At 74.2% G+C, this 20,928-nt stretch carries 11 protein-coding genes; 2 read left to right on the forward strand and 9 right to left on the reverse strand.

The features are described from left to right. Nucleotides 1-7: 7 nt before the first annotated feature. Nucleotides 8-1,324: a GDSL-type esterase/lipase family protein gene (locus tag JXZ78_RS04495; protein WP_050502041.1), complete on the forward strand. Its 1,317-nt coding sequence runs from the start codon at nt 8-10 to the stop codon at nt 1,322-1,324. Between the two features lie 14 nt (nt 1,325-1,338). On the opposite strand, the gene JXZ78_RS04500 is transcribed toward JXZ78_RS04495, so the two are convergent. After that, nucleotides 1,339-1,821, reverse strand: coding sequence for an MSMEG_6728 family protein (locus JXZ78_RS04500; RefSeq protein ID WP_030017758.1), 483 nt, complete (start codon nt 1,819-1,821; stop codon nt 1,339-1,341). A gap of 103 nt (nt 1,822-1,924) precedes the next feature. Further along, nucleotides 1,925-12,625, reverse strand: a complete 10,701-nt coding sequence (locus tag JXZ78_RS04505; RefSeq protein WP_372498393.1) for a non-ribosomal peptide synthetase — start codon at nt 12,623-12,625, stop codon at nt 1,925-1,927. A 108-nt stretch (nt 12,626-12,733) separates the two neighbouring features. On the opposite strand from JXZ78_RS04505, the gene JXZ78_RS04510 reads away from it, so the two are divergent. After that, a complete protein-coding gene (locus JXZ78_RS04510; RefSeq protein WP_157851798.1) occupies nt 12,734-13,513 on the forward strand; it encodes a 4'-phosphopantetheinyl transferase family protein in 780 nt (259 codons plus the stop codon). A 10-nt stretch (nt 13,514-13,523) separates the two neighbouring features. On the opposite strand, the gene JXZ78_RS04515 is transcribed toward JXZ78_RS04510, so the two are convergent. From JXZ78_RS04515 to JXZ78_RS04545, 7 genes are read right to left on the reverse strand one after another with little or no spacing between them, the layout of a single operon-like run. After that, nucleotides 13,524-15,161, reverse strand: a complete 1,638-nt coding sequence (locus tag JXZ78_RS04515) for an amino acid adenylation domain-containing protein (protein ID WP_238782658.1) — start codon at nt 15,159-15,161, stop codon at nt 13,524-13,526. Continuing rightward, nucleotides 15,158-16,426, reverse strand: coding sequence for an MFS transporter (locus tag JXZ78_RS04520; protein ID WP_030022575.1), 1,269 nt, complete (start codon nt 16,424-16,426; stop codon nt 15,158-15,160). Before JXZ78_RS04520 ends, JXZ78_RS04515 begins: the two co-directional genes overlap by 4 nt. After that, entirely contained in the window at nt 16,423-17,586 is a 1,164-nt protein-coding gene (locus tag JXZ78_RS04525; RefSeq protein ID WP_030022576.1) for an HAD-IIIC family phosphatase, read from the reverse strand. Before JXZ78_RS04525 ends, JXZ78_RS04520 begins: the two co-directional genes overlap by 4 nt. Then, complete coding sequence (locus JXZ78_RS04530) at nt 17,583-18,587, reverse strand: 3-oxoacyl-[acyl-carrier-protein] synthase III C-terminal domain-containing protein (protein WP_030022577.1); 1,005 nt, start codon at nt 18,585-18,587, stop codon at nt 17,583-17,585. Before JXZ78_RS04530 ends, JXZ78_RS04525 begins: the two co-directional genes overlap by 4 nt. Next, nucleotides 18,584-19,696 carry an acyl-CoA dehydrogenase family protein gene (locus tag JXZ78_RS04535; protein WP_030022578.1) on the reverse strand — a complete coding sequence of 371 codons (1,113 nt, stop codon included), beginning with the start codon at nt 19,694-19,696 and terminating at the stop codon, nt 18,584-18,586. The genes JXZ78_RS04530 and JXZ78_RS04535 overlap by 4 nt, the downstream gene beginning before the upstream one ends. Then, nucleotides 19,693-19,989 carry an acyl carrier protein gene (locus tag JXZ78_RS04540; protein WP_033038942.1) on the reverse strand — a complete coding sequence of 99 codons (297 nt, stop codon included), beginning with the start codon at nt 19,987-19,989 and terminating at the stop codon, nt 19,693-19,695. Before JXZ78_RS04540 ends, JXZ78_RS04535 begins: the two co-directional genes overlap by 4 nt. After that, nucleotides 19,986-20,879, reverse strand: a complete 894-nt coding sequence (locus JXZ78_RS04545; RefSeq protein ID WP_030022580.1) for a 3-hydroxyacyl-CoA dehydrogenase family protein — start codon at nt 20,877-20,879, stop codon at nt 19,986-19,988. The genes JXZ78_RS04540 and JXZ78_RS04545 overlap by 4 nt, the downstream gene beginning before the upstream one ends. Nucleotides 20,880-20,928 lie beyond the last annotated feature (49 nt).

Here is a 20,928-nt window from a genome sequence, read left to right on the forward strand (position 1 = left end):
GAGAGTCATGCGGCCCAAGTGCCGACCATGCATCACGAGGCCGGTCACCGGCCTCCTCACGGCGGCGGTGCTCGTCGCCACCGGAGGCTGCTCCACCGCCTCCTCCCCCACCCCCCGCTCCGAACCCCCCGGCCGCGCGGTCCAGGCAGCCCCGCGCTGGACGGCGGCCTGGGGAACCTCGATGCAGCGAGCCGTCCCCGATGCACCGGACGAGGAACCCAACTGGTCCGAGGAGGGGTTCGACGACCAGACCGTACGGCAGGTGGTACGCGTCAGCACCGGCGGGAGCGCACTGCGCTTCCGGCTGTCGAACGCGTACGGCAGCAAGCCGCTGAAGATCGCCGGGGCCGTCGTCGCCCGGTCCGACGGCGGCGCCAAGACCAAACCGGGCAGTACCCGGCCGCTGACCTTCGGCGGCTCCCGCGCCACCACGATTCCGGCGGGCCGGGACGCCGTGAGCGAACCGGTGCCGCTGACCGTCGTGAACCTGGAGAAGCTGGCGGTCTCCCTGCGGTTCGCCGGGCCGACCGGGCCGGCCACCTTCCACCGCTTCACCACGGCCACGTCCTACCGCGCGGACGGTGACCAGCTCGCCGCCGTGGGCAGCGGCGCGTACACCGCGTCCGTCAGGTCCTGGTACTACCTCAGCGCCGTCGATGTGCAGGTGCGGTCCGCCCGGTCCCGTGACGCCGTGCTGGTCTTCGGCGATTCCATGATCGACGGTGTGGGGGCGGGCCCGGGTGCCGAGGGCCGCTTCTCCGACAAGCTCGCGGAGCGGCTGGCCGGTGCCGGCCGTCCGTCCGGCGTGGTCAACGCCGGGATCGCCGGTGGCCGGCTGCTGACGGACTCGCCCTGCTCCGGGGAGCGGGCCGCCGTCCGCTTCGAGCGGGAGCTGGAGCAGCGGCCGGGGGTTCGGACCGCCCTCGTCCACCTGGGTGCCAACGACCTGGCCGTCGCGATGCCCGGCGATCCCTGCGCGGCCGACGGCCCCCGGCCCACGCTCCGGCAGCTCACCGACGGCCACCGGTCGCTCGTCAAGCTCGCCCACTCCAGGGGCGTCAGGGCCGTGGGGATGACCGTGGTGCCCGTCAGGGGCGCCGTCTTCCCCTTCACGGACAGCGCCGGTGACCGGCTCCGCCGGCAGCTCAACGACTGGATCCGGGACTCCGGCGTGTACGACGCGGTGCTCGATGCGGACCGGGTCCTGGAGGACCCTGCCCGGCCCGGCCGTCCGAGCCCGTCGTACGTGTCGGAGGACGGGCTGCATCCCAATGACACCGGTTATTTCGCGGTCGCCTCGGCGGTAGGTCTCGGTCTGCTGTGACTGCGGCGGCCGATTCAGGTCTTCTTCGGGGCCGGCCCCCGATCGGACGCCGGCCACACATACGGCAACCCCTCCGGCACCTCGGGGAAGAGCGTCCGGTAGTGCTCCGGAGCCTTGGTCACCAGGGCCGACTGATGGCTGCGATGGAAGGCCGGGTCGCCCAGCCAGTTCGGCAGGTCCCCCGCCTCGGACAGTTCGGCATAGGTGCGTACGGGGGTGTGCGGCCGGTACTCGGTGAAGTCCTGGCCGAGGGTCGTGGCACAGGTGTCCTGGCGGCCGGCGTCGGTCCATTCGCGGCACATTTCGAGGCCGTACCGGACCAGGGCCTCCTCGTAACCCGCCCACATGCGGACGGCCGGGTGGTGCCGCCAGCCGTAGCCGGGGACGGTGAGGCCGCGCAGGACCTGGAGGGTCTCCACCCGCTGCTTCCCGAGTCGGCGCGCGTCGAGGACGGCGGCGGAGGCCGCGAAGTCGGGGTACGGGAGGAAGGTCTGCACGGTACAGGTGTAGCCCCTGCGCGGGAGGTGCGCAGGGGCTGTTGCTTCGGATGGCCCAGTGGCGGGGTGCCGGGTGGCCCCGTGGCGCGGCGCCCCGCACGGGTTACGGCAGCAGCCCGGACAACGGAACGTCCGGAGTGGCGACGGCCGCGGTCAGCAGCGTGATCAGCGTCGCCGCCATGTCCTCCACCGTCTCCCGGTCGAAGAGGTCCGAGTTGTATTCCACGAAACCGTCCAGGCCCTCGGGCGTGCCTTGCGGGGCGCGCTGTTCGGTGAGGCCGAAGGACAGGTCGAAGTGGGCCACGTGCAGGTCCACGGGTTCGGGGCGGGCGTGGTTGCCGCCGAGGGTGAAGTGGCGTTCGGGGGCGTTGTCGAGGGTGAGGAGGGTCTGGAAGAGGGGGTGGCGGGCGGTGGAGCGGGCCGGGTTGAGGGCTTCGACGAGTTGTTCGAAGGGGAGGTCCTGGTGGGCCCAGGTGGCGAGGTCGGTGTCGCGGACGCGGGCAAGGAGGTCGCGGAAGGTGGGGTCGCCGGAGGTGTCCGTACGCAGGACGAGGGTGTTGACGAAGAAGCCCACCAGGTCGTCCAGGGCCTGGTCGGTGCGGCCCGCGATGGGGCTGCCCAGGGGGATGTCGGTACCGGCGCCCAGGTGGGTGAGGAGGGTGGCGAGGCCGGCCTGGACGACCATGTAGAGGCTGGTGCCGGTGTCGCCGGCCAGGCTGTGCAGTCCCTGGTGGAGGTCGGCGGGGAGGCGGATCGGGAACATGTCGCCGCGGTAGGTGGTGACGTCCGGGCGGGGGCGGTCGAGCGGGAGGGGGATTTCGGCGGGGAGGCCGGCGAGTTGGCCGCGCCAGAAGGCCAGTTGGCGGTTGTACGTGCTGTCGGGGTCGGCCGGGTCGCCGAGGAAGTCCTGTTGCCACAGGGAGTAGTCGGCGTACTGGACGGGGAGCGGCGACCATTGCGGGTCCTCGCCGGCGCTGCGCGCGTCGTAGGCGGCGGCGAGGTCGCGGGAGAGGGGGGCCATGGACCAGCCGTCGCCCGCGATGTGGTGCAGGAGCAGGAGGAGGACGTGGTCGGTGGGGCCGGTCGAGAAGAGGGTGGCGCGCAGGGGGTGTTCGGTGGTGATGTCGAAGCAGTGGCGGGCGGCTTCGTGCAGGGCGGGGGCCAGGTCGCCGGGCTCCACCTCGATGGCGGTCAGCAGGTCGCGGCCGGAGTCGGGCGGCAGGATGATCTGCTGGGCGGCGCGGGCGCGGCGGGGGAAGACGGTGCGCAGGCTCTCGTGCCGGGCGACGAGGTCGCCGAGGGCGGCCCGTAGGGCGTCGTGGTCGAGTTTGCCGGAGAAGCGCAGGGCGAGCGGGATGTTGTAGGTGGGGCTGGGGCCTTCGAGGCGGTGCAGGAACCAGAGCCGGCGCTGGGCGTAGGAGAGGGGGACGGTGTCGGGACGTACGGCGGGTTTCACCGGCGGGCGGGCCTGGGCGGTGGCGGAGTCCAGGCGTTGGACGAGGGCGGCGACGGTGGGGGCCTCGAAGAGGGCGCCGATGGGCAGTTCGACGTTCAGGGCGGTGCGGATGCGGCTGATCAGGCGGGTCGCCATGAGGGAGTGGCCGCCGAGGACGAAGAAGCTGTCGTCGATGCCGACGCGGGGGACGCGCAGCACGTCGGCGTACAGCCCGCACAGGATCTCTTCCTTCGGGGAGCGGGGGCCGCGTCCGCCGAGTTCGGAGCGGGGGTCGGGGGCGGGCAGGGCCTTGCGGTCGACCTTGCCGTTCGGGGTGAGCGGCATGGTGTCGAGGGCCACCAGGGCGGTCGGCACCATGTAGGCGGGCAGGCGGTCGCGCAGGTGGCGGCGGAGGGCGGTGGCGTCGAAGGCTTCCCTGGAGACGGGGACGAGGTGGGCGACCAGGCGTGCGTCGCCCGGGGTGATCTCGCGCAGGTTGACGGTGGCCTGGGCGACGGCGGGGTGGGAGTCCAGGACGGTCTCGATCTCGCCGAGTTCGATGCGGAAGCCGCGCATCTTGACCTGGGAGTCGGCGCGGCCGATGTAGTCGAGCTGTCCGTCCGCGGTCCAGCGGACCAGGTCTCCGGTGCGGTACATGCGGGCGCCGGGGGCGCCGAAGGGGTCGGCGACGAAGCGTTCGGCGGTGAGGCCGGGGCGGTTGAGGTAACCGCGGGCCGGGCCGGTGCCGCCGACGTACAGTTCGCCGGTCACCGAGGGAGCGACGGGGCGCAGGGCGCTGTCGAGGACGTAGACACGCATGTTGTCCATGGGGCGTCCGATGGGGACGCTTCCGGCGATCCGCCGCGGTGCGCGCATCGCGTGGTACGTGGCCGACATGGTGACCTCGGTGGGCCCGTAGACATTGAAGACGCGGGTGTCGGGGCAGGCGTCGAGGATCTTCTGCACGGCGGACGGGGACGCGGCCTCGCCGCCCGTCCAGACCTGCCGGACGCCCGCGAGCGCGCCGGGGCACTCCTCGGCGAGCAGGGTGAACAGGGCGGTGGTGAGAAGGACCGCGGTGACGCGGTGGGTGGTGAGCAGGGTGCGGTAGTCGTCGGGGGTGAGGTCGCCGGGCGGGGCCATGACGAGGTGGCCGCCGTTGAGGAGCGGGACCCACAGGTCGAAGGTGGAGGCGTCGAACGCGGTGGAGGCGTGGCCGAGCACGGTGTGCCGGGCGCCGTCGGGGCCGTCCTCGCCCCAGCAGTGGTCGGCGGCCAGGGCCACCACGTCGCCCTGGGTGACGGCGATGCCCTTGGGCGCGCCGGTCGAGCCGGAGGTGTACATGACGTACGCGACGGAGTCGGCGTACGCGGCGGGAGCGGCGAAGTCGGTGGCGGGGAGGTCCGCCACCGCCTCCGCGCAGGCGTCGACGGCCAGGGCCGGGACGCCGGGGAGGTAGGCGGCGGCCGGCAGGTCCTGCTGGGTGAGGACGACGACGGCTTCGGTCTCGGCCGCGATCAGCCGCATCCGGGCGGCCGGGTAGCGCTTGTCGAGCGGTACGTACACGCCGCCCGCCTTGAGGACGGCGAGGATCGCGACGACCAGGTCGGCGGAGCGGTCCAGGAGGACCGCGACGCGGCACTCGGCGCCGACGCCGTACGTGCCGGCCAGGTGCCGGGCGAGGCGGTTGGCGCGGGCGTTCAGTTCGGCGTAGGTGAGGGTCGTGTCCTGGAAGGTGAGGGCGGGGGCGTCGGGGTGCGCGGCCGCCTGCGCCTGGAAGGCGGCCGCGAGGGAGGTGCGCCGCAGCGGCCGGTCGGTGGCGTTGACCTCGCCGAGCAGCAGGGCCCGCTCGTCGGCGGTCAGCACGTCGAGGCGGGCGAGCGGCTGGTCGGGGTCGGCGGTCACGGTGTCGAGCAGGGCGACGAACCGGGCGGCCAGCGCCTCGGCCGTACGGCGGTCGAAGAGGTCGGTGCTGTACTCGATCGCGCCGTCCATGCCGGGTCGTTGGCCGTGCGCGCCGCGCCGTTCGGTCAGGAAGACGGACAGGTCGAAGCGGGAGGCGTCGACGTGGACGGGCTCGGTGTGGGCGGGGTGGCCGCCCAGCGTGAATGCGCCCTCCGGCGCGTTGTCGAGGGTGAGCATGGTCTGGAAGAGGGAGTTGCGGGCCGCCGAGCGGACCGGGTTGAGCGCTTCGACCAGCTGCTCGAACGGGAGGTCCTGGTGGGCCCAGCCGGTGAGGGCGGTGCTCCGTACGCGCTGGAGCAGTTCGCGGAAGGTCGGGTCGCCGGAGGTGTCCGTACGCAGCACGAGGGTGTTGACGAAGAAGCCGATGTGGTCGTCCAGCGCCTGGTCGGTACGGCCCGCGACGGGGCTGCCGAGCGGGATGTCGGTGCCCGCGCCGAGCCGGGTGAACAGGGTGGCCAGGCCCGCCTGGAGCACCATGTAGAGGCTGGTGCCGGTCTCGCCCGCGAGGGCGTGCAGGCGTTGGTGCAGCCGCGCGGGGATCTCCCAGGTGATCGAGTCGCCGCGGAAGGAGGCGCGCTGCGGCCGCGGACGGTCGAAGGGCAGCGCGATCTCTTCGGGGATGCCCTTCAACTGCTCGCGCCAGTAGGCGATCTGGCGTCCGTAGACGCTGTCGGGGTCCTCGGGGTCGCCGAGGTAGTCCCGCTGCCAGAGGGTGTAATCGGCGTACTGGACGGGCAGCGGGTCCCACTGCGGTGCCCGCCCGGCGCGGCGCGCGTCGTACGCGGTCGCCACGTCGCGGGAGAGCGGCGCCATCGACCAGCCGTCGCCCGCGATGTGGTGGAGCAGCAGGAGCAGGACGTTCTCGTCCGGGCCGGCGCGGAAGAGCTTCACGTGCAGCGGCAGGTCGGCGGTCAGGTCGAAGCGGTGCCGGGCGCCTTCCTTGAGGAGCGCGCGGAACGCCTCCGGGTCGCCGGGGACGTCTTCGGTGACGGTGAGGATGTCGAAGGCGCCGGGGTCGGTGGCCGGGTCGAGGACGACCTGCTGCGGGGTGCCGCCGGTCTCGCGGAAGACGGTGCGCAGGCTCTCGTGCCGGGCGAGCAGGTCGCCGAGGGCGGCGCGCAGCGCTTCCTCGTCCACCGGGCCCTCGATGCGCAGCATGAGGGGGATGTTGTAGGTGGGGCTGGGGCCTTCGAGGCGGTACTGGAACCACAGGCGGCGCTGGGCGTACGACAGCGGCAGCACCTCGGGGCGCGGCATGGGCCGCAGGGCGCCGCGGGTGCGCGCGGTGGACAGGCCGAGGCGTTCGACCAGGGCTTCGACGGTGGGTGCCTCGAAGAGGGCGGCGATGGGCAGCTCCACGCCGAGGACCGCGCGGACGCGGCTGACCAGGCGGGTGGCGAGCAGGGAGTGGCCGCCGAGCGCGAAGAAGTCGTCGTCGATGCCGACGTTCGGGACGCCGAGGAGGTCGGCGTACAGCTCGCACAGGATCTCCTCCTGCGGCGAGCGCGGGGCACGGGCGCCCGCGTCGGCACCGGCGCGGGCCGGGTCGGGGGCGGGCAGCGCCTTGCGGTCCACCTTGCCGTTCGGGGTCAGCGGCAGTGCGTCGAGGACCGTGATCACGGACGGCACCAGGTATTCGGGCAGCCGGGCGAGCAGGTCGCGGCGGAGGTCGGCGGCGAGGGTCTGCCGGGCGGCGTCCTCGGCGGGCACGACGTAGCCGGTCAGGCGGAGGTCGCCGGTGCGGTCGGCGCGCGCCGCCACGGCGGCCTGCCGTACCGCCGGGTGGGCGCCGAGCGCCTGCTCGACCTCGCCCAACTCGATGCGGTGGCCGCGTACCTTGACCTGGTCGTCGGCGCGGCCGACGAACTCCAGCTCGCCGTCGCCCCGGCGCCGTACCAGGTCGCCGGTGCGGTACATCCGCGCGCCGGCCGGGCCGAACGGGCAGGCCACGAAGCGCTCCGCCGTCAGCCCGGAACGGCCGAGGTAGCCGCGGGCCAGACCGGAGCCCGCCAGGTAGAGCTCTCCCGCGCCGCCGTCCGGCACCGGCCGCAGCAGCGCGTCGAGCACGAACAGCCGTACGTCGCCGATCGGCGCGCCGAGTGAGGGCAGCGTCCGGCCGGACAGCGGTTCGCCGACGGTGGCGCACACGGTGGCCTCGGTCGGGCCGTACGCGTTGACCATGCGGCGGCCGGGCGACCAGCGTTCCACCAGGTCGGCGGGGCAGGCCTCGCCCGCCACGACCAGCGAGACGACGCCGGGCAGCGTCTCGTGCGGCGGCAGCGCGGCCAGGACCGACGGCGGCAGGGTGGCGTGGGTGACGCGCCGCGCGGCGAGCAGGTCCTCCAGTCCGGCGCCCGGCAGCAGCCGCTCCCCCGGCGCCATGACCAGGGCGGCGCCCGCCAGCCACGTCACGCACATCTCGGAGACCGACGCGTCGAAGCTCGGCGAGGCGAACTGGAGCACCCGGCTCTCCCCCGTCACCGCGAACCGCTCGGCCTGCGCGGCGGCCAGCGCGGCGAGGCCGGTGTGGGAGACCACGACGCCCTTCGGCGTGCCCGTCGAGCCGGAGGTGTGGATCACGTACGCCGGGTGGTCCGGGCGCAGGCCGGTGACGGGGTCGGTGTCCGGATACGCCGACAGGTCCGCCAGGTCCCGGCGCAGCGCCGAGGCGTCCAGGACGAGGGCGGGCGCGGTGTCCGCCAGGACGAAGGCGCGCCGCTCGGCGGGATAGTCCGGGTCCACGGGTACGTAGGCGCCGCCCGCCTTCAGGACGGCGAGCAGCGCGACCGCCAGCTCCGCCGAGCGCGGCAGCACCACGGCCACCAGCGCCTCCGGGCCCACGCCCTGGCCGGTCAGCCAGTGGGCGAGGCGGTTGGCGCGGGCGTTCAGCTCACGGTAGGTGAGCGAGACGTCCTCGAAGACCAGCGCCGTGGCGTCCGGCGTACGGGCCGCCTGCTCCGCGAACAGCTCGGGCAGGGTGCTGTGCCGGACCGCCGGACGGGCTGCCGACGCGTTCCGCCGCAGCCGCCCGTGCTCCTCGGTGGTCAGCACGTCGAGGTGGGCGAGCGGCACGTCCGGTGTGGCGACGGCCGTCTCCAGGACGCGGACGAGCTGGGCGGCGAGCGTGGCGACCGTGGAGCGGTCGAAGAGGTCGGTGCTGAACTCGACGAAGCCGTCCAGGCCGCGCGGTTCGCCCTGCGGGCCCTGGCGCTCCCACAGGCTGAGGAAGAGGTCGTACTTGGCGGTGCCGGTGCTGACCAGCTCGGTACGGGTGCGGACGCCGAGCCGGTCGAAGCCGCCCTCGGGGGCATTCTGCACGGCGGCGACCACCTGGAACAGGGGCTGCCGGCCCGCCGACCGTACCGGGTTGAGGGCTTCCACCAGCTGTTCGAAGGGCAGGTCCTGGTGGGACCAGGCGGCGAGGTCGGTGTCGCGGACGCGGCGCAGCAGGTCGCGGAAGGTGGGGTTGCCGGAGGTGTCCGTCCGCAGCACGAGGGTGTTGACGAAGAAGCCCACCAGGTCGTCCAGCGCCTGGTCGGTACGCCCCGCGACGGGGCTGCCGAGCGGGATGTCGGTCCCGGCGCCGAGGCGGGTGAGCAGAGCTGCCAGGCCCGCCTGCACGATCATGAACAGGCTGGTGCCGGTGTCGCGCGCCAGGGCGTGCAGGTTCGCGTGCAGGCTCGCGGGGAGTTCCAGCTCCAGGGCATCACCCCGGTACGTCGCGCGCCGGGGGCGCGGGCGGTCGTACGGGAGCGCGATCTCCTCGGGGAGGCCGGTCAGCTGCCGTGTCCAATAATCGAGTTCCCGCGCTTGGACACTGGACGGGTCCCGCGGGTCGCCGAGGAAGTCCCGCTGCCAGAGGGTGTAGTCGGCGTACTGGACCGGCAGCGGGTGCCACTGCGGGGCCCGTCCGGCGCGACGCGCGTCGTACGCCGCCGCCAGATCGCGCGAGAGCGGCGCCGACGACCAGCCGTCGCCCGCGATGTGGTGCAGCAGCAGGAGCAGGACATGCTCGTCGGGGCCGGTCTGGAACAGCGTGGTGCGCAGCGGCAGTTCGGCGGCGATGTCGAAGGCGTGGCGGGTGGCCTCGCGGAGCAGGCGCCGTACGTCGTCCGGGCCGGTCCGCACCACGGAGAGGACGGACGGCATGCCGGCCAAGTCGTCCGGCCCGAGCACGACTTGGTGCGGGGTGCCGTCGGCCGTCTCCTGGAAGACCGTGCGCAGGCTCTCGTGCCGGGTGAGCAGGTCGCCCAGCGCGGCGCGCAGCGCGTCGTGGTCCAGCTCGCCGGTCAGGTGCAGCGCGGTTGGAACGTTGTACGTGGCGCTCGGCCCCTCCAGCCGGTGCAGGAACCACAGGCGGCGCTGGGCGTACGACAGGGGCAGCACGTCGGGGCGCGGGACCGGCCGCAGGGCCGGGCGGCCCCCGGAGGCGGCGGCGTCGACGTGTGCGGCGAGCGCGGCGACCGTGGGCGCCTCGAACACGGCGGTGATCGGGAGGTCCACGTCCAGGGCGGTGCGGATGCGGCCGATCAGGCGGGTGGCGAGCAGCGAGTGGCCGCCCAGGGTGAAGAAGTTGTCGTCGATGCCGACCCGTGGCACGCCGAGGATGTCGGCGTACAGCTCGCACAGCACGCCCTCGCGCGGGGTGCGCGGCGCCCGGCCGCCGGTCCCGTCACCGGGCTGGGCCGGGCCGGGCGCGGGCAGCGCGGCGCGGTCGACCTTGCCGTTGGGCGTCAGGGGCAGGGTGTCCAGCGGGACGAGGGCGGACGGGACGAGGTGGGCGGGGAGCCGGTCGCGCAGGTGCCGGTGGAGGGCGGTGACCAGGGCGGCGGTGGTCAGGGCCGCGCCGGGGTCGGTGGTGTGGTCCGCGAGCGGGCCGGTGAGGTCGCCGGACGGGCGGCAGAGGCCGACGGGGGCCGCCGAGGCGAGGTCTTCCCGCGGCGCGAAAAGGAGGTCGTAGTGGCCTTCCGGACTGTCCGGCGCCCAGGTGGCGGCAGCCCAGAGGCCGAGGCGGGCGGCCAGGCCGGTGAGCTGCTCGGGTTCCACTCCGTCGGTGGTGCCGGTGGCGGCCAGCCGGGAGCGCGCCTCGTCCACCGGCAGGCCCGCCGCGACGGCGGCCACGGCCGCCGCCTCGCCCGCCAGGCGCGGGTTGGGCACCCCGGTCAGGCGCAGCCGCTGTCCGGGCCGGTCGCGCAGGGCCTGTTCGAGGGTGGTCTCGTCGGTGACGTCCCGGCCCCAGGCCAGGCTGGGGACGTCGGCGAAGGAGACCGTACGGGCGGGCCGCTTGTGCAGGACGGCGTCGTAGCGGTGGCGGGTCAGCTCGTTGTGGTGGCGGGTGCCCTTGAGCTGGAGATCGGCGCCCGTCACGTCGGGAAGTTCAGCGGTCAGCGCGGCGAAGAAGTCCGGATCGACCAGGAGTTCCTTCTCCAGCCGGACGCTCTGGTCGACGACCGCGCCGAGGGCACCCGGGTCGCTGTCCGCTCCGGCGCGGTGCAGTTCGACGGCCGTACGGAAGAGCCGGAGCAGGCGCCGGTTGCGGAGGTCGCCGACGAAGACCCGGCCGCCGGGGGCCAGCAGGTCCACGGCGTTGCGCAGGACGCGCAGGAAGTAGGCGGCGTTGGGGAAGTACTGGGTGACCGAGTTGATCACGATGGTGTCGAAGTACCCGGTGGGCAGGCCCTCGGTCGCGTCGGCGGGCCGGCAGCTCAGCTCGACCTTGCCGGCCAGCTCCGGTACGGCGGCGACCTGGCGGCGCAGCCGCTCGACGGCCGGGGCGGAGAAGTCCGCTCCCCAGTACGCCTCGCAGGCGGGCGCCACCTGCGAGAGCAGCAGGCCGCTGCCGACGCCCATCTCCAGCACCCGGCGGGGCTTGAGCGCGAGGATGCGCCGTACGGTCTCGGCGCGCCAGTCGCGCATCTCCGCTACGGGGATCGGGGTGCCGTCGTAGCTGCTGTTCCAGCCGCCGAAGTCCTCGCCGAACGGCGGCTCGTCGTCCTGCGCCTTGGCCTCGTCGGCGTAGACCAGGTCATGCATCTCCTGCCACTCGCCGACCTGGTGCGCGTCGGCCCCGGCGTCCGGCGCGGGGCCCTCGGCCGGTACGACGTAGCCGACCAGGCGGACGTCGCCGGGCCGGTCCTCGCGGGCGGTGACCACGGCCTGCCCGACCGCCGGGTGCGCGCCGAGCACCTGCTCGACCTCGCCCGGCTCGACGCGGTGGCCGCGTACCTTGACCTGGTCGTCGGCGCGGCCGACGAACTCCAGCTCGCCGTCGCCCCGGCGGCGCACCACGTCGCCCGTGCGGTACATCCGCGCGCCCGCCGGCCCGAACGGGCAGGCCACGAAGCGCTCCGCCGTCAGCCCGGAACGGCCGAGGTAGCCACGCGCCAGGCCGGAGCCGGTGACGTACAGCTCGCCGGTGCCGCCGTCCGGCACAGGGCGCAGCGCCGCGTCGAGCACGTACAGGCGCACGTCGGCGACCGGCGTGCCGAGCGCGGGCACCACGCGGCCGGACAGCGGTGCGCTCACCGTCGCGCACACCGTGGTCTCCGTCGGGCCGTACGCGTTGACCAGGCGCCGCCCGGCCGACCAGCGTGCGACCACGTCCGGCGGGCAGGCTTCGCCCGCCACCGCCAGCGCGGTGATCTGCGGCAGGGTGGTGTCCGGCGGGAGGGCGGCCAGGACGGACGGCGGCAGGGTGGCGTGGGTGACGCGCTGTTCGGCGACCAGTCCGGCGAGGCCCGCGCCCGGCAGCAGGCGGGCGGCGGGCGCCATGACGAGGGTGGCGCCGGTCAGCCAGGCACCGCAGATCTCCGCGACGGACGCGTCGAAGCTGGGCGACGCGAATTGCAGGACGCGGCTCCCGGCCGTCACCGTGAACCGCTCGGCCTGCGCGGCCGCCAGCCCGGCGAGGCCCGCGTGCGGGACGACGACGCCCTTGGGCACGCCCGTCGAGCCGGAGGTGTGGATGACGTACGCGGCGTGGCCGGGCGTGAGACGTACGCCGGGGCCGGTCGCGGGGTGGCCGGACAGGTCGCGGGGCAGGGTGCCCTCGTCGAGGACGAGGACGGGGGCCACGTCGGCGAGGATGAACGCGCGGCGGGCCCGCGGGTACTCCGGGTCGACGGGTACGTACGCGCCGCCCGCCTTCAGGACGGCCAGCAGGGCCACCGCCAGTTCCACCGAACGCGGCAGGACCAGCGCCACACGGGTCTCCGGGCCGACGCCCTGTCCGGCGAGCCAGTGCGCCAGGCGGTTGGCCCGCGCGTCCAGCTCGCGGTACGTCAGGGTGGTGTCCTCGAAGGCCAGCGCCGTGGCGTCCGGGGTGCGGGCCACCTGCCGGGCGAAGAGTTCCGGGAAGGGACCGGCGGAATCAGCGGAAACCGCCGCCTGCGTCATGTCGTTCACTGGTCCTCCACTCGTCGGCCGACGCCTGGAGCGGGCCGTTCAAAAGATGCGAATGCGCTGATGGGGGTGGCTTGCCCGGGCCGTGGCCGCACTGGAAAGGTGATCTCCGTGACGGGGACGGGCGGACAGCCGCTGGCGGTGGTGGCGGGGACGGACGAGGTGCTGGGGCCGGTCCCGGCGTACGAACGGCTGCTGACCGCCCTGGAGCGGCGGCGCGCGGACGCGTTCCTGACCCCGGCTCTCCGGGCCGACTTCGTCGCGGCACACGTGCTGGTGCGGCTCTGTGCCGCCGAGCTGCTGGGCCGGGCGGCGGACTCCCTCGTGCTGGAGCAGCGCTGTCCCGGCTGCGGCTCCGACGAGCACGGCAGGCCGGGGCTCGCCGGGCTGCCGCAGGTGTACGTGAGCCTGTCGCACACGACGGGCGTGGTGGCCGCCGTGGCGGGCCACGGGCCGGTCGGCGTGGACGTGGAGCGGCGGACGCTGCCGGACGGCGTGCGGGGCGCGGCGGGCCGGGTGCTGAGTGCGGCCGAGCGGGCGGTGATGCGCGAACACGCCGATCCGGACGCGTACTTCCTGCGCCAGTGGGTCCGCAAGGAGTGCTTCGTCAAGCTGGGGAGGAGCACACTGGGCGGGCTGGCCGCACTGGACCTCTCGGGCCTGCCTGAGAGGAGCGGCGGCCCTGCCCGCCACGGCGACCTGTACGTGCTCGACCACACGGACGCGCGCCGGGACGCCGTGGCCGCCGTGGTCAGCACGGCGCGCCCCCGCATCGGCGCGGCCGTCCCGTACACCGCCCCGGAACGCCCCGCTGCCCCGGACCACGCGACCGACCCGGACCGTTCCACCGATCCGGACCACCCCGCCGACCTGCAACGCCGCAGCACCTGACCGCCGCCCCTCACGCCAGCAGCTCGGCGAGCCGCTGCCGGTTGAGCTTGCCGTTGTCGTTGTGCGGCAGCTCCTCCAGGCGCCGGATGCGGCGCGGCACCATGTGCAGCGGCACGTGCTGCCGCAGCCAGTGGCTGAACTCGCGCGCCCGCATCTCCTTGCCCAGGTAGGCGGCCAGCAGGCGCACCTCGTCCTTGACCGTGACGGCCACCACGGCCGCCTCGGTCACCTCGGGGTGGCGCCGCATCGCGGCCTCCACCTCGCCCAGCTCCACCCGGTGCCCCATGATCTTGACCTGGTTGTCCAGCCGGCCGCGGTGCACCAGCCGGCCGTCCTCGCGGCGCACCCGGTCGCCGGTGCGGTACCAGTGGTCGCGGGTGAGCGGTCCGGTGCCGTCGTACGGGACGGCGGGCGCGCCGGGCTCGTACCGGACGAAGCGCCCGGCGTTGTCGGCCGGGTCCAGGTAGCCGTCGAAGCGCTGGGCGCCGCGTACGCACAGTTCGCCGTCGTCGCAGGGCTGTCCTGCCCCGTCCAGGAGGACCGCTTCCATGTGCGGGTAGGGCTGCCCGATGGGCACCGTTCCGTTGGCACTGCCCGCCGCGGCGGCTCCACCGTCGGCGAGTTCGTGGTCGGTGCAGGTGATGGTCAGTTCGGTCGGCCCGTACAGGTTGTGGATGCGGCTGCCGGGCGCGGCTTCGTGCCAGCGCGCGGTCAGTTGCGCGGTGACCGGCTCCGCGCTGAAGCAGCTGTGGCGCAGCGTGGTGACGCGGCCGAGCGGCAGGTTGCCGTAGCGCTCGGCGGTGGTGACCAGCGACGGTACGGAGAACCAGTGGGTGAGGCGGCGGCGCACCACGTAGTCCACGGGCCGGTACAGCTCGTCCTTGTCCGGTACGACGACGGTGGCGCCGGAGCCCCATGCGACGAACAGGTCGTACACGGACGGGTCGAAGGTCAGGCCGAAGGTCTGCGACATGCGGCAGCCGGGGCCCGCCTCGTAGCGGGCGATGTTGTACGCCACGTACGGGGAGACGTTGCGGTGGCGGACGGGCACGCCCTTGGGGCGGCCGGTGGAGCCGGAGGTGAACAGCAGGTACGCCTCGGCCTCCGGGTCGCCGGGGTGGGCGGGCAGGGCGCCGGCGGGCGGCTCAGGGAGGTCGTCGGCGTCGTCCGGTACGACGGTCACCGGCGGCCGGAAGTCCGCGGGCAGCCCGGCGAACGTGTCGCGGTGCTCCGCGCCGACGAGGACGGCTCCGACCCCGGCGCGGCGCGCGATGTCCACGTTGCGGGGCAGCGGATGGTCGGCGTTGAGGGGGACGGCGGAGGAGCCGAGGCGCTGTACGGCCAGGTACGCCACGTACGCGGCCACGGTCCGGGTGGCGATCAGCGCGATCCGGGCGGGTGGGCGGGCGGGACCGCCGCCTGCGGGCTGCTCGTCGAGGACGCGGGCCGCCAGGGCCAGCACCCGGCGGTGCAGTTCGCCGTAGCTCAGGGTCTGCTCGCCCACTTCGAGGGCCGGGGCGTCCGGCCACCGGCGGGCCGAGTCGGCGAACCACTGGTAGAGGGTGCGGTCTTCCAAGGCGGGCTCCTGGCGTACGGGGTCCTCGGTGAGCGGGGCGGGGGTGGTGCCGTCGGCGGGCGGGCGGTTCACGAGGCGGCCTCGGCCGGTGCGTCCGGGGCTCCGGCCCGCCGCTCCTGCACCGTCCCCATGCGGACGACCGGGCGCGCGACCACCGCGAACAGCAGCAGCACAGCGGCTCCGGCGGCCGTGTACGGGACGTTGACCTCGACCGCCTTGGCGAGCGCGCCGCCCGCCAGCGCGCCCAGCGGGATGGTGCCGGTGCCCACCAGCCGGTAGACGCCGTTGAGGCGGCCGAGCTGGTCGGGCGGGGTGGTGGCCTGGCGGAAGGAGACGGTCAGCGCCTGGTAGACGGCGGCGCCGAGCGCCATCAGCGCGAAACCGGCGGCCGCGACGACCGCGTGGTGCACCAGGCCGGTCAGCAGCATCGCGACGCCCATCAGGACCATGCCGCCGAGCGCCGCCGGGAACGTACCGAACCGGGCCGCCAAGCGCGCGTTGAGCAGTCCGCCGACGATGCCGCCGAGGGCGCCGACGGCCAGGAACACGCCGAAGGCGGCTTCCGGCAGGCCGAGCCAGCGCACGACGTAGAGGACTTCGAGCGTTCCGGTGACGCCCATGAAGAAGTTCAGCGCGCCGAGCATGCCCGCCAGGGTGGCCAGCAGCCGGTCGGCGCGGAGCAGTCGTACGCCGTCCAGGATCATGGTGCGCCAGCGCGGCGCGGCACCCGGCTCCCTACGGCCCGCGGGCGGCCCGGGAAAGCGCGGGAGGGTGACCAGCAGGGCCACGCCGAACAGGAACGAGACCCCGTCGATCAGGAAGGGCAGGCCCGCCCCGGCGACGAAGGCGAGACTGCCGAGCGGCTGCCCGGCGGAGTCGCGGAAGATCAGCTGGGCGACGTGCAGCCGCCCGTTGGCGGCGGCGAGCCGGGAGGTCTCCACCACCATCGGCAGGTACGACTGGGACGCGACGATGTGCACCGTCTCCCCCAGCCCGAGCACCGCCGCCACCGCGCAGACCACCGGCAGGCTCACCACGCCGGTGACCACCGTCAGCGTGAGGACCAGGACCGCCGCCGCGCGCATCAGGTCGACACCGATCAGCAGCGCGCGCCGGTCGGCCAGGTCCGCCCAGACACCGGCCAGCGGCGACAGCAGCAGCGGCAGCCAGTTGGCGACCGTCACCAGGGAGATCAGCAGCGGGTCGGTGGTGAGCGAGAGGGCGAGCAGCGGCAGGGCGGTCAGCCGTACGCCGTCCCCCAGCGCGGAGACCGCGGTGGACGCCCACAGCCTCCCGAAGGCGCTCCGGCCGGTGCCCGTCGCGGCCCCGCCCGTCATGCCCACGGCTTCCCGGTGCCGTCGCCGGACCACAGGACGGGGCCGGTGACGGTCAGGGTCGTCGGTGCGGCCTGCCGCTGCGGGACGAGGTGCAGGCGCTGGACGTCCGCCGGAGCGTCGGCAGCCGCCTCCCGCCCGTCCTCCTGGCACGCGCACGGCTTCGAGTTGAACCCAGCGAACCGGTAGGCGACCTCCATGATCCGGTTGCGGTCGGTGCGCCGGAAGTCGGCCTCCAGGTGCACTCCGGCCCGGGTGGCCTGGTCGGCGGTCCAGCGCAGCAGCTGCGTACCGATACCGAAGTTGACGACCCGGCAGGAGGTGGCGAGCAGCTTCAGGCGCCAGCGGCCCGGCTGCCGCTCCAGCAGGACCACGCCGACCGCGCCGTGCGAGCCGAAGCGGTCCTCGACGGTGGTGATCAGCACCTCGTGGTCCGGGTCCGTGAGCAGGGCGCGCAGGTCGGCGTCGGAGTAGTGCACGCCGGTGGCGTTCATCTGGCTGGTGCGCAGGGTCAGTTCCTCGACGCGCGCGAGGTCGCCCTCGTCGGCGCGGGCGATGGACATCCGCATGTCCAGGGTGCGCAGGAAGTCCTCGTCCGGGCCGTTGAACTCGCTCTGGGCGGCCTCGCGCCGGAACTTCTCCTGGTACATGGCCCGGCGGCGGCGTGCGTCGCTCGTGACGGTGGGTGTGAAGTCGGGCAGGTCCGGCAGTCCGGCCGCCTCGGGCGCGTCGTAGCAGCGCACGTCCGGCAGGTGGTAGGCGACCTCAGCGCGTTCGGTGTGCTGGTCGTCGATGAACGCGAGGGTGTTCTGCGCGAAGTTCAGCTGCTCGGCGACGGCGCGTACGGCGTCGGACTTGCGGCCCCAGCCGATGTGCGGCAGGACGAAGTAGTCGGCGACGCCGAGGCTTTCCAGCTTCGCCCAGGCGTCGTCGTACTCGTTGCGGCTGGCCACCGACTGGAGGATGCCGCGCTCGTCCAGGGCCTTCAGCGTCTCCAGGACACCGGGCCGCAGCACGAGTTCGTCGTGCTCCAGCAGGGTGCCGCGCCACAGGGTGTTGTCCAGGTCCCAGACCAGGCACTTCACCGCGGGACGTACGGCGGTCTCCGCCGCGTCCGTGGGGGTGCCGGTCTCCGCCGTCTCGGTGGCCGCCATGCCGGTCATACCTCCCAGAGGGTCACGGCCCAGGCCGCGACGGGGCTGTTGTTCAGGACGAGGACGAGGTCGCCGGGGGCCAGTTCGCCGCGGGCCAGCAGGCGGTCCAGGTTGAGCACCACGTCCATGGCGCCGGTGTGGCCGTACGCCTGGAGGTTTTCGGTGCACACCGGGTGGACGGGCAGGCCGAGCAGGGTCTCGTAGAACTGGAAGGCCGGCGCGGTGACGTTCTGCATGAGGGTGGCGGCGATCCGCTGCCGCTCCACGCCCGCGTCGTCCAGCACCTGCCCGACCAGGCGCTTGAGGTGCTGCTGGCTGTGCAGGGCCAGTTCGAAGCGGTAGCGGTCGGCGGAGCTGACCTCCTCGCGCCACTCGTACCAGGGGGCGTTCCTGTAGTCGACCTGGAGGAGGTCGTGGAACCGGCCGTCGGTGTGCTGGCGGTGGGCGCGCAGTACGGGGCGGCCGCCGCGCACCAGGGTCATGGCGAAGGCGCCGTCGCCGACGACGGTGACCGGGTGGCGCACCCGGTCCAGGGCGACCGGGCGGCTGGCGTGCGTGATCATCACCGACTGCCGGGCCGGGTCGGCAACGAGGAGGTCCCTGGCCAGGGACCAGGCCGCACTGGAGCCCGTGCAGCCCAGGCCGTCCAGGACGAAGGAGAACGCGGAGCTGAGTCCGGCCTCGTGCGCGACGTGGCCGGAGCCGGAGCCGAGCAGCACCTCGGGGGCGCGGGCGCCGACGACCACCAGGACGTCGGGGTCCGGGGCGGCCGGGTCCGTCGCGCGCAGTTCGCGCACGGCTTGCGCGGCGAGTCCGGCGACCGTCACCCCCTCGTCGAAGCGACCGACCGTACGGATACCGCAGTCTCGCGCGAACTCCGCTTCTTCACGCGCGAGTTGACCGATCTCGTCCAGCTTGTCGACGGGTATCAGCTCGTCGGGCAGGAGGCAGTGCACCGCCCCCACCCCGATGGCCGTGTCCGCGCCGCTGCCCGTGTCCGTCGTCGTCATCCCCGGCCCGTCCGTACGTGGTCCGCGAGGAGCAGCTGGCTGATCTCCGTGCTGCCCTCGATGATCTCCATGAGCTTGGCGTCGCGGTAGGCCCGCGCCACCGGGTGGCCGTCGCGGGCGCCGCGGGAGGCCAGCACCTGGACGGCCGTGGCGGCGCCCCGGGTGGCTTCCCGGGAGGCGACGTACTTGGCGACGACGGCCTGGGTGCCCAGCTCCGGCCGGTTCTCGTCCCAGCAGGCGCTGGCGTGCTCGCAGCAGCGGAGCGTGACCTGCTCGGCGACGGCGAGTTCGGCCAGGTGCCGGGCGACGAGCTGGTGGTCGGCGAGCGGCTTGCCGAACTGCTCCCGGGTACGGGTGTGCGCCGCCGTGCTGTCCAGGCACGCGCGCAGGATTCCCGCGCAGCCCCAGGCGACCGAGAGCCGCCCGTAGGTGAGCGCGGCGGTGGCGAGCAGGGCGACCGGCAGGCCGGCGCCGGACAGCAGATGATCGGCCGGTACGCGGACGCCGTCGAGGTGCACGTCGGCGTGGCCGGCGGCCCGGCAGCCCATCGGGTCCGGCACCCGCTCGATCCGTACGCCCGGGGCGTCGGCGGGCACCACGACGACGGCGGCCCCGTCCCCGTAGGTCCCGAAGACCACCAGCAGACTCGCGTAGGCGGCGCCGGTCACCCAGACCTTCGCGCCGGTGACGTGCACGGTGTCGCCGTCCCGGCGGATCTCCGTGCGCATCGCCGACAGGTCGCTGCCCGCGCCGCTCTCGGAGAACGCGACCCCGGCCGTCTCTCCCCCGGTGAGCCGGGGCAGGAACGTGCCGCGCTGCACGGCGGTGCCGAAGCGCTGCACGGTCCAGGCGGCCATGCCCTGCGAGGTCATCAGGGACCGCAGGGAGCTGCACAGGGAACCGGCGTGCGCGGTCAGTTCGCCGTTGGCCCGGCTGTCCAGACCCAGGCCGCCGTGCTCCGCGGCGACCTGGGCGCACAGCAGGCCGCGCCGGGACGCCTCCCGTACCGTCTCCGCGGGAATCCGGCCGGCCAGGTCCCACTCCTCGGCGCGGTCGCCGACGAGATCGCCGAGCGCGGCCCGGGCGTCCGCGGTCGCCTGCGCCGTCACCGCCCCGCCGCTCCGTCGCCGCGCAGCCGCTGGACCAGCGCGGTGATGGCGGGCACGGTACGGAAGTTGTCCAGGGTCAGGTCGTCGCCCTCGACGGTGACCTGGAACTCCTGCTCGACGTGCTGGAGCAGTTCCAGGGAGAACAGCGAGGAGAACGCCCCGGAGGCGAACAGGTCCCGGTCCAGGTCCCAGTCGCCACCGGTACGGGAGCCGAGGAACGCCACCAGGCGCTGCTGGACGTCCCCGGCGCCGGGTCCGGTCGCCGCGTCGGCCTGGTTGTCGACGGTGGTCATGCGCGCGTTCCTCCGTAGGAGTAGAAGCCGTTGCCGGTCTTGTGGCCGAAGTCCCCGGCCCGCACCTTCTCCAGGAGCAGGTCGCAGGCGAGGTATCCGTCGTCGCCGGTGCGGTCGTGCAGCACCTTGAGGGTGTCGACGATGTTGTCCAGGCCGATCAGGTCCGCGGTGGCCAGCGGCCCCGTACGGTGCCCGAAGCAGCCGGTGAAGACACGGTCCACGTTCTCGGCGGCGGCGCGGCCCTCGGCGACGAGCCGGGCCGCGTCGTTGATCACCCGCATCAGGATGCGGTTGGAGACGAAGCCGGGGCCGTCGCCGACGACGATGACCTCCCGGTCCAGCGCGGTCAGCAGCCGGTCCAGCGCCCCCATCGCCGCTTCGCCGGTGCGCGGGCCGCGGATCACCTCGACCGCCCGGATCAGGTAGGGCGGGTTCATGAAGTGGGTGCCGACGACGTCCTCGGGGTGCTGGGTGTAGCCCGCCAGCTCGTCGACCGGTACGGCCGAGGTGTTGGAGGCGATCAGCGTGCCGGGGCGGACCGCCGCCGAGATCGCGCCGAGCGCCTTCACCTTGGCGTCGGTGGTCTCGGTGACCGCCTCGACGACGGCCGCCGCGGTGTCCAGCCGCTCGTACGAGGTGCTCAGCGTCAGCTCGCCGTCCGGGCCCTTGGGCAGCTTGCCCAGCAGCCGGGCGTGCCGCAGCTGCTGGCGCACCGTGGCGCGGGCGCGCTCCAGCTGCGCCTCGGAGACGTCGATCAGGAGGACCGGGAGGCCGCAGCCCACGGCGAGAGTGGCCAGCGCGGTGCCCATGACCCCGGCGCCGACGACGGCCAGCCGGCCGTCGCCCCGTCCGTCGTCCGTCGTCGTCCCGTCTGCCGCTGGTGCCGTCACTGCCGACGCTGCCGTGGCTGTCGTAGCTGCCGTGGCCGTCGTCGCATCG

It is taken from the genome of Streptomyces monomycini, assembly GCF_022271435.1.
Lineage (GTDB): Bacteria > Actinomycetota > Actinomycetes > Streptomycetales > Streptomycetaceae > Streptomyces > Streptomyces monomycini.

Bases quoted from the DNA above. Each gene is read 5' to 3' on its own strand.
- JXZ78_RS04540 (WP_033038942.1), bottom strand. From the start codon at position 19,989: ATGACCACCGTCGACAACCAGGCCGACGCGGCGACCGGACCCGGCGCC.
- JXZ78_RS04525 (WP_030022576.1), bottom strand. From the start codon at position 17,586: ATGACCGGCATGGCGGCCACCGAGACGGCGGAGACCGGCACCCCCACG.
- JXZ78_RS04495 (WP_050502041.1), top strand. From the start codon at position 8: ATGCGGCCCAAGTGCCGACCATGCATCACGAGGCCGGTCACCGGCCTC.
- JXZ78_RS04520 (WP_030022575.1), bottom strand. From the start codon at position 16,426: ATGACGGGCGGGGCCGCGACGGGCACCGGCCGGAGCGCCTTCGGGAGG.
- JXZ78_RS04530 (WP_030022577.1), bottom strand. From the start codon at position 18,587: ATGACGACGACGGACACGGGCAGCGGCGCGGACACGGCCATCGGGGTG.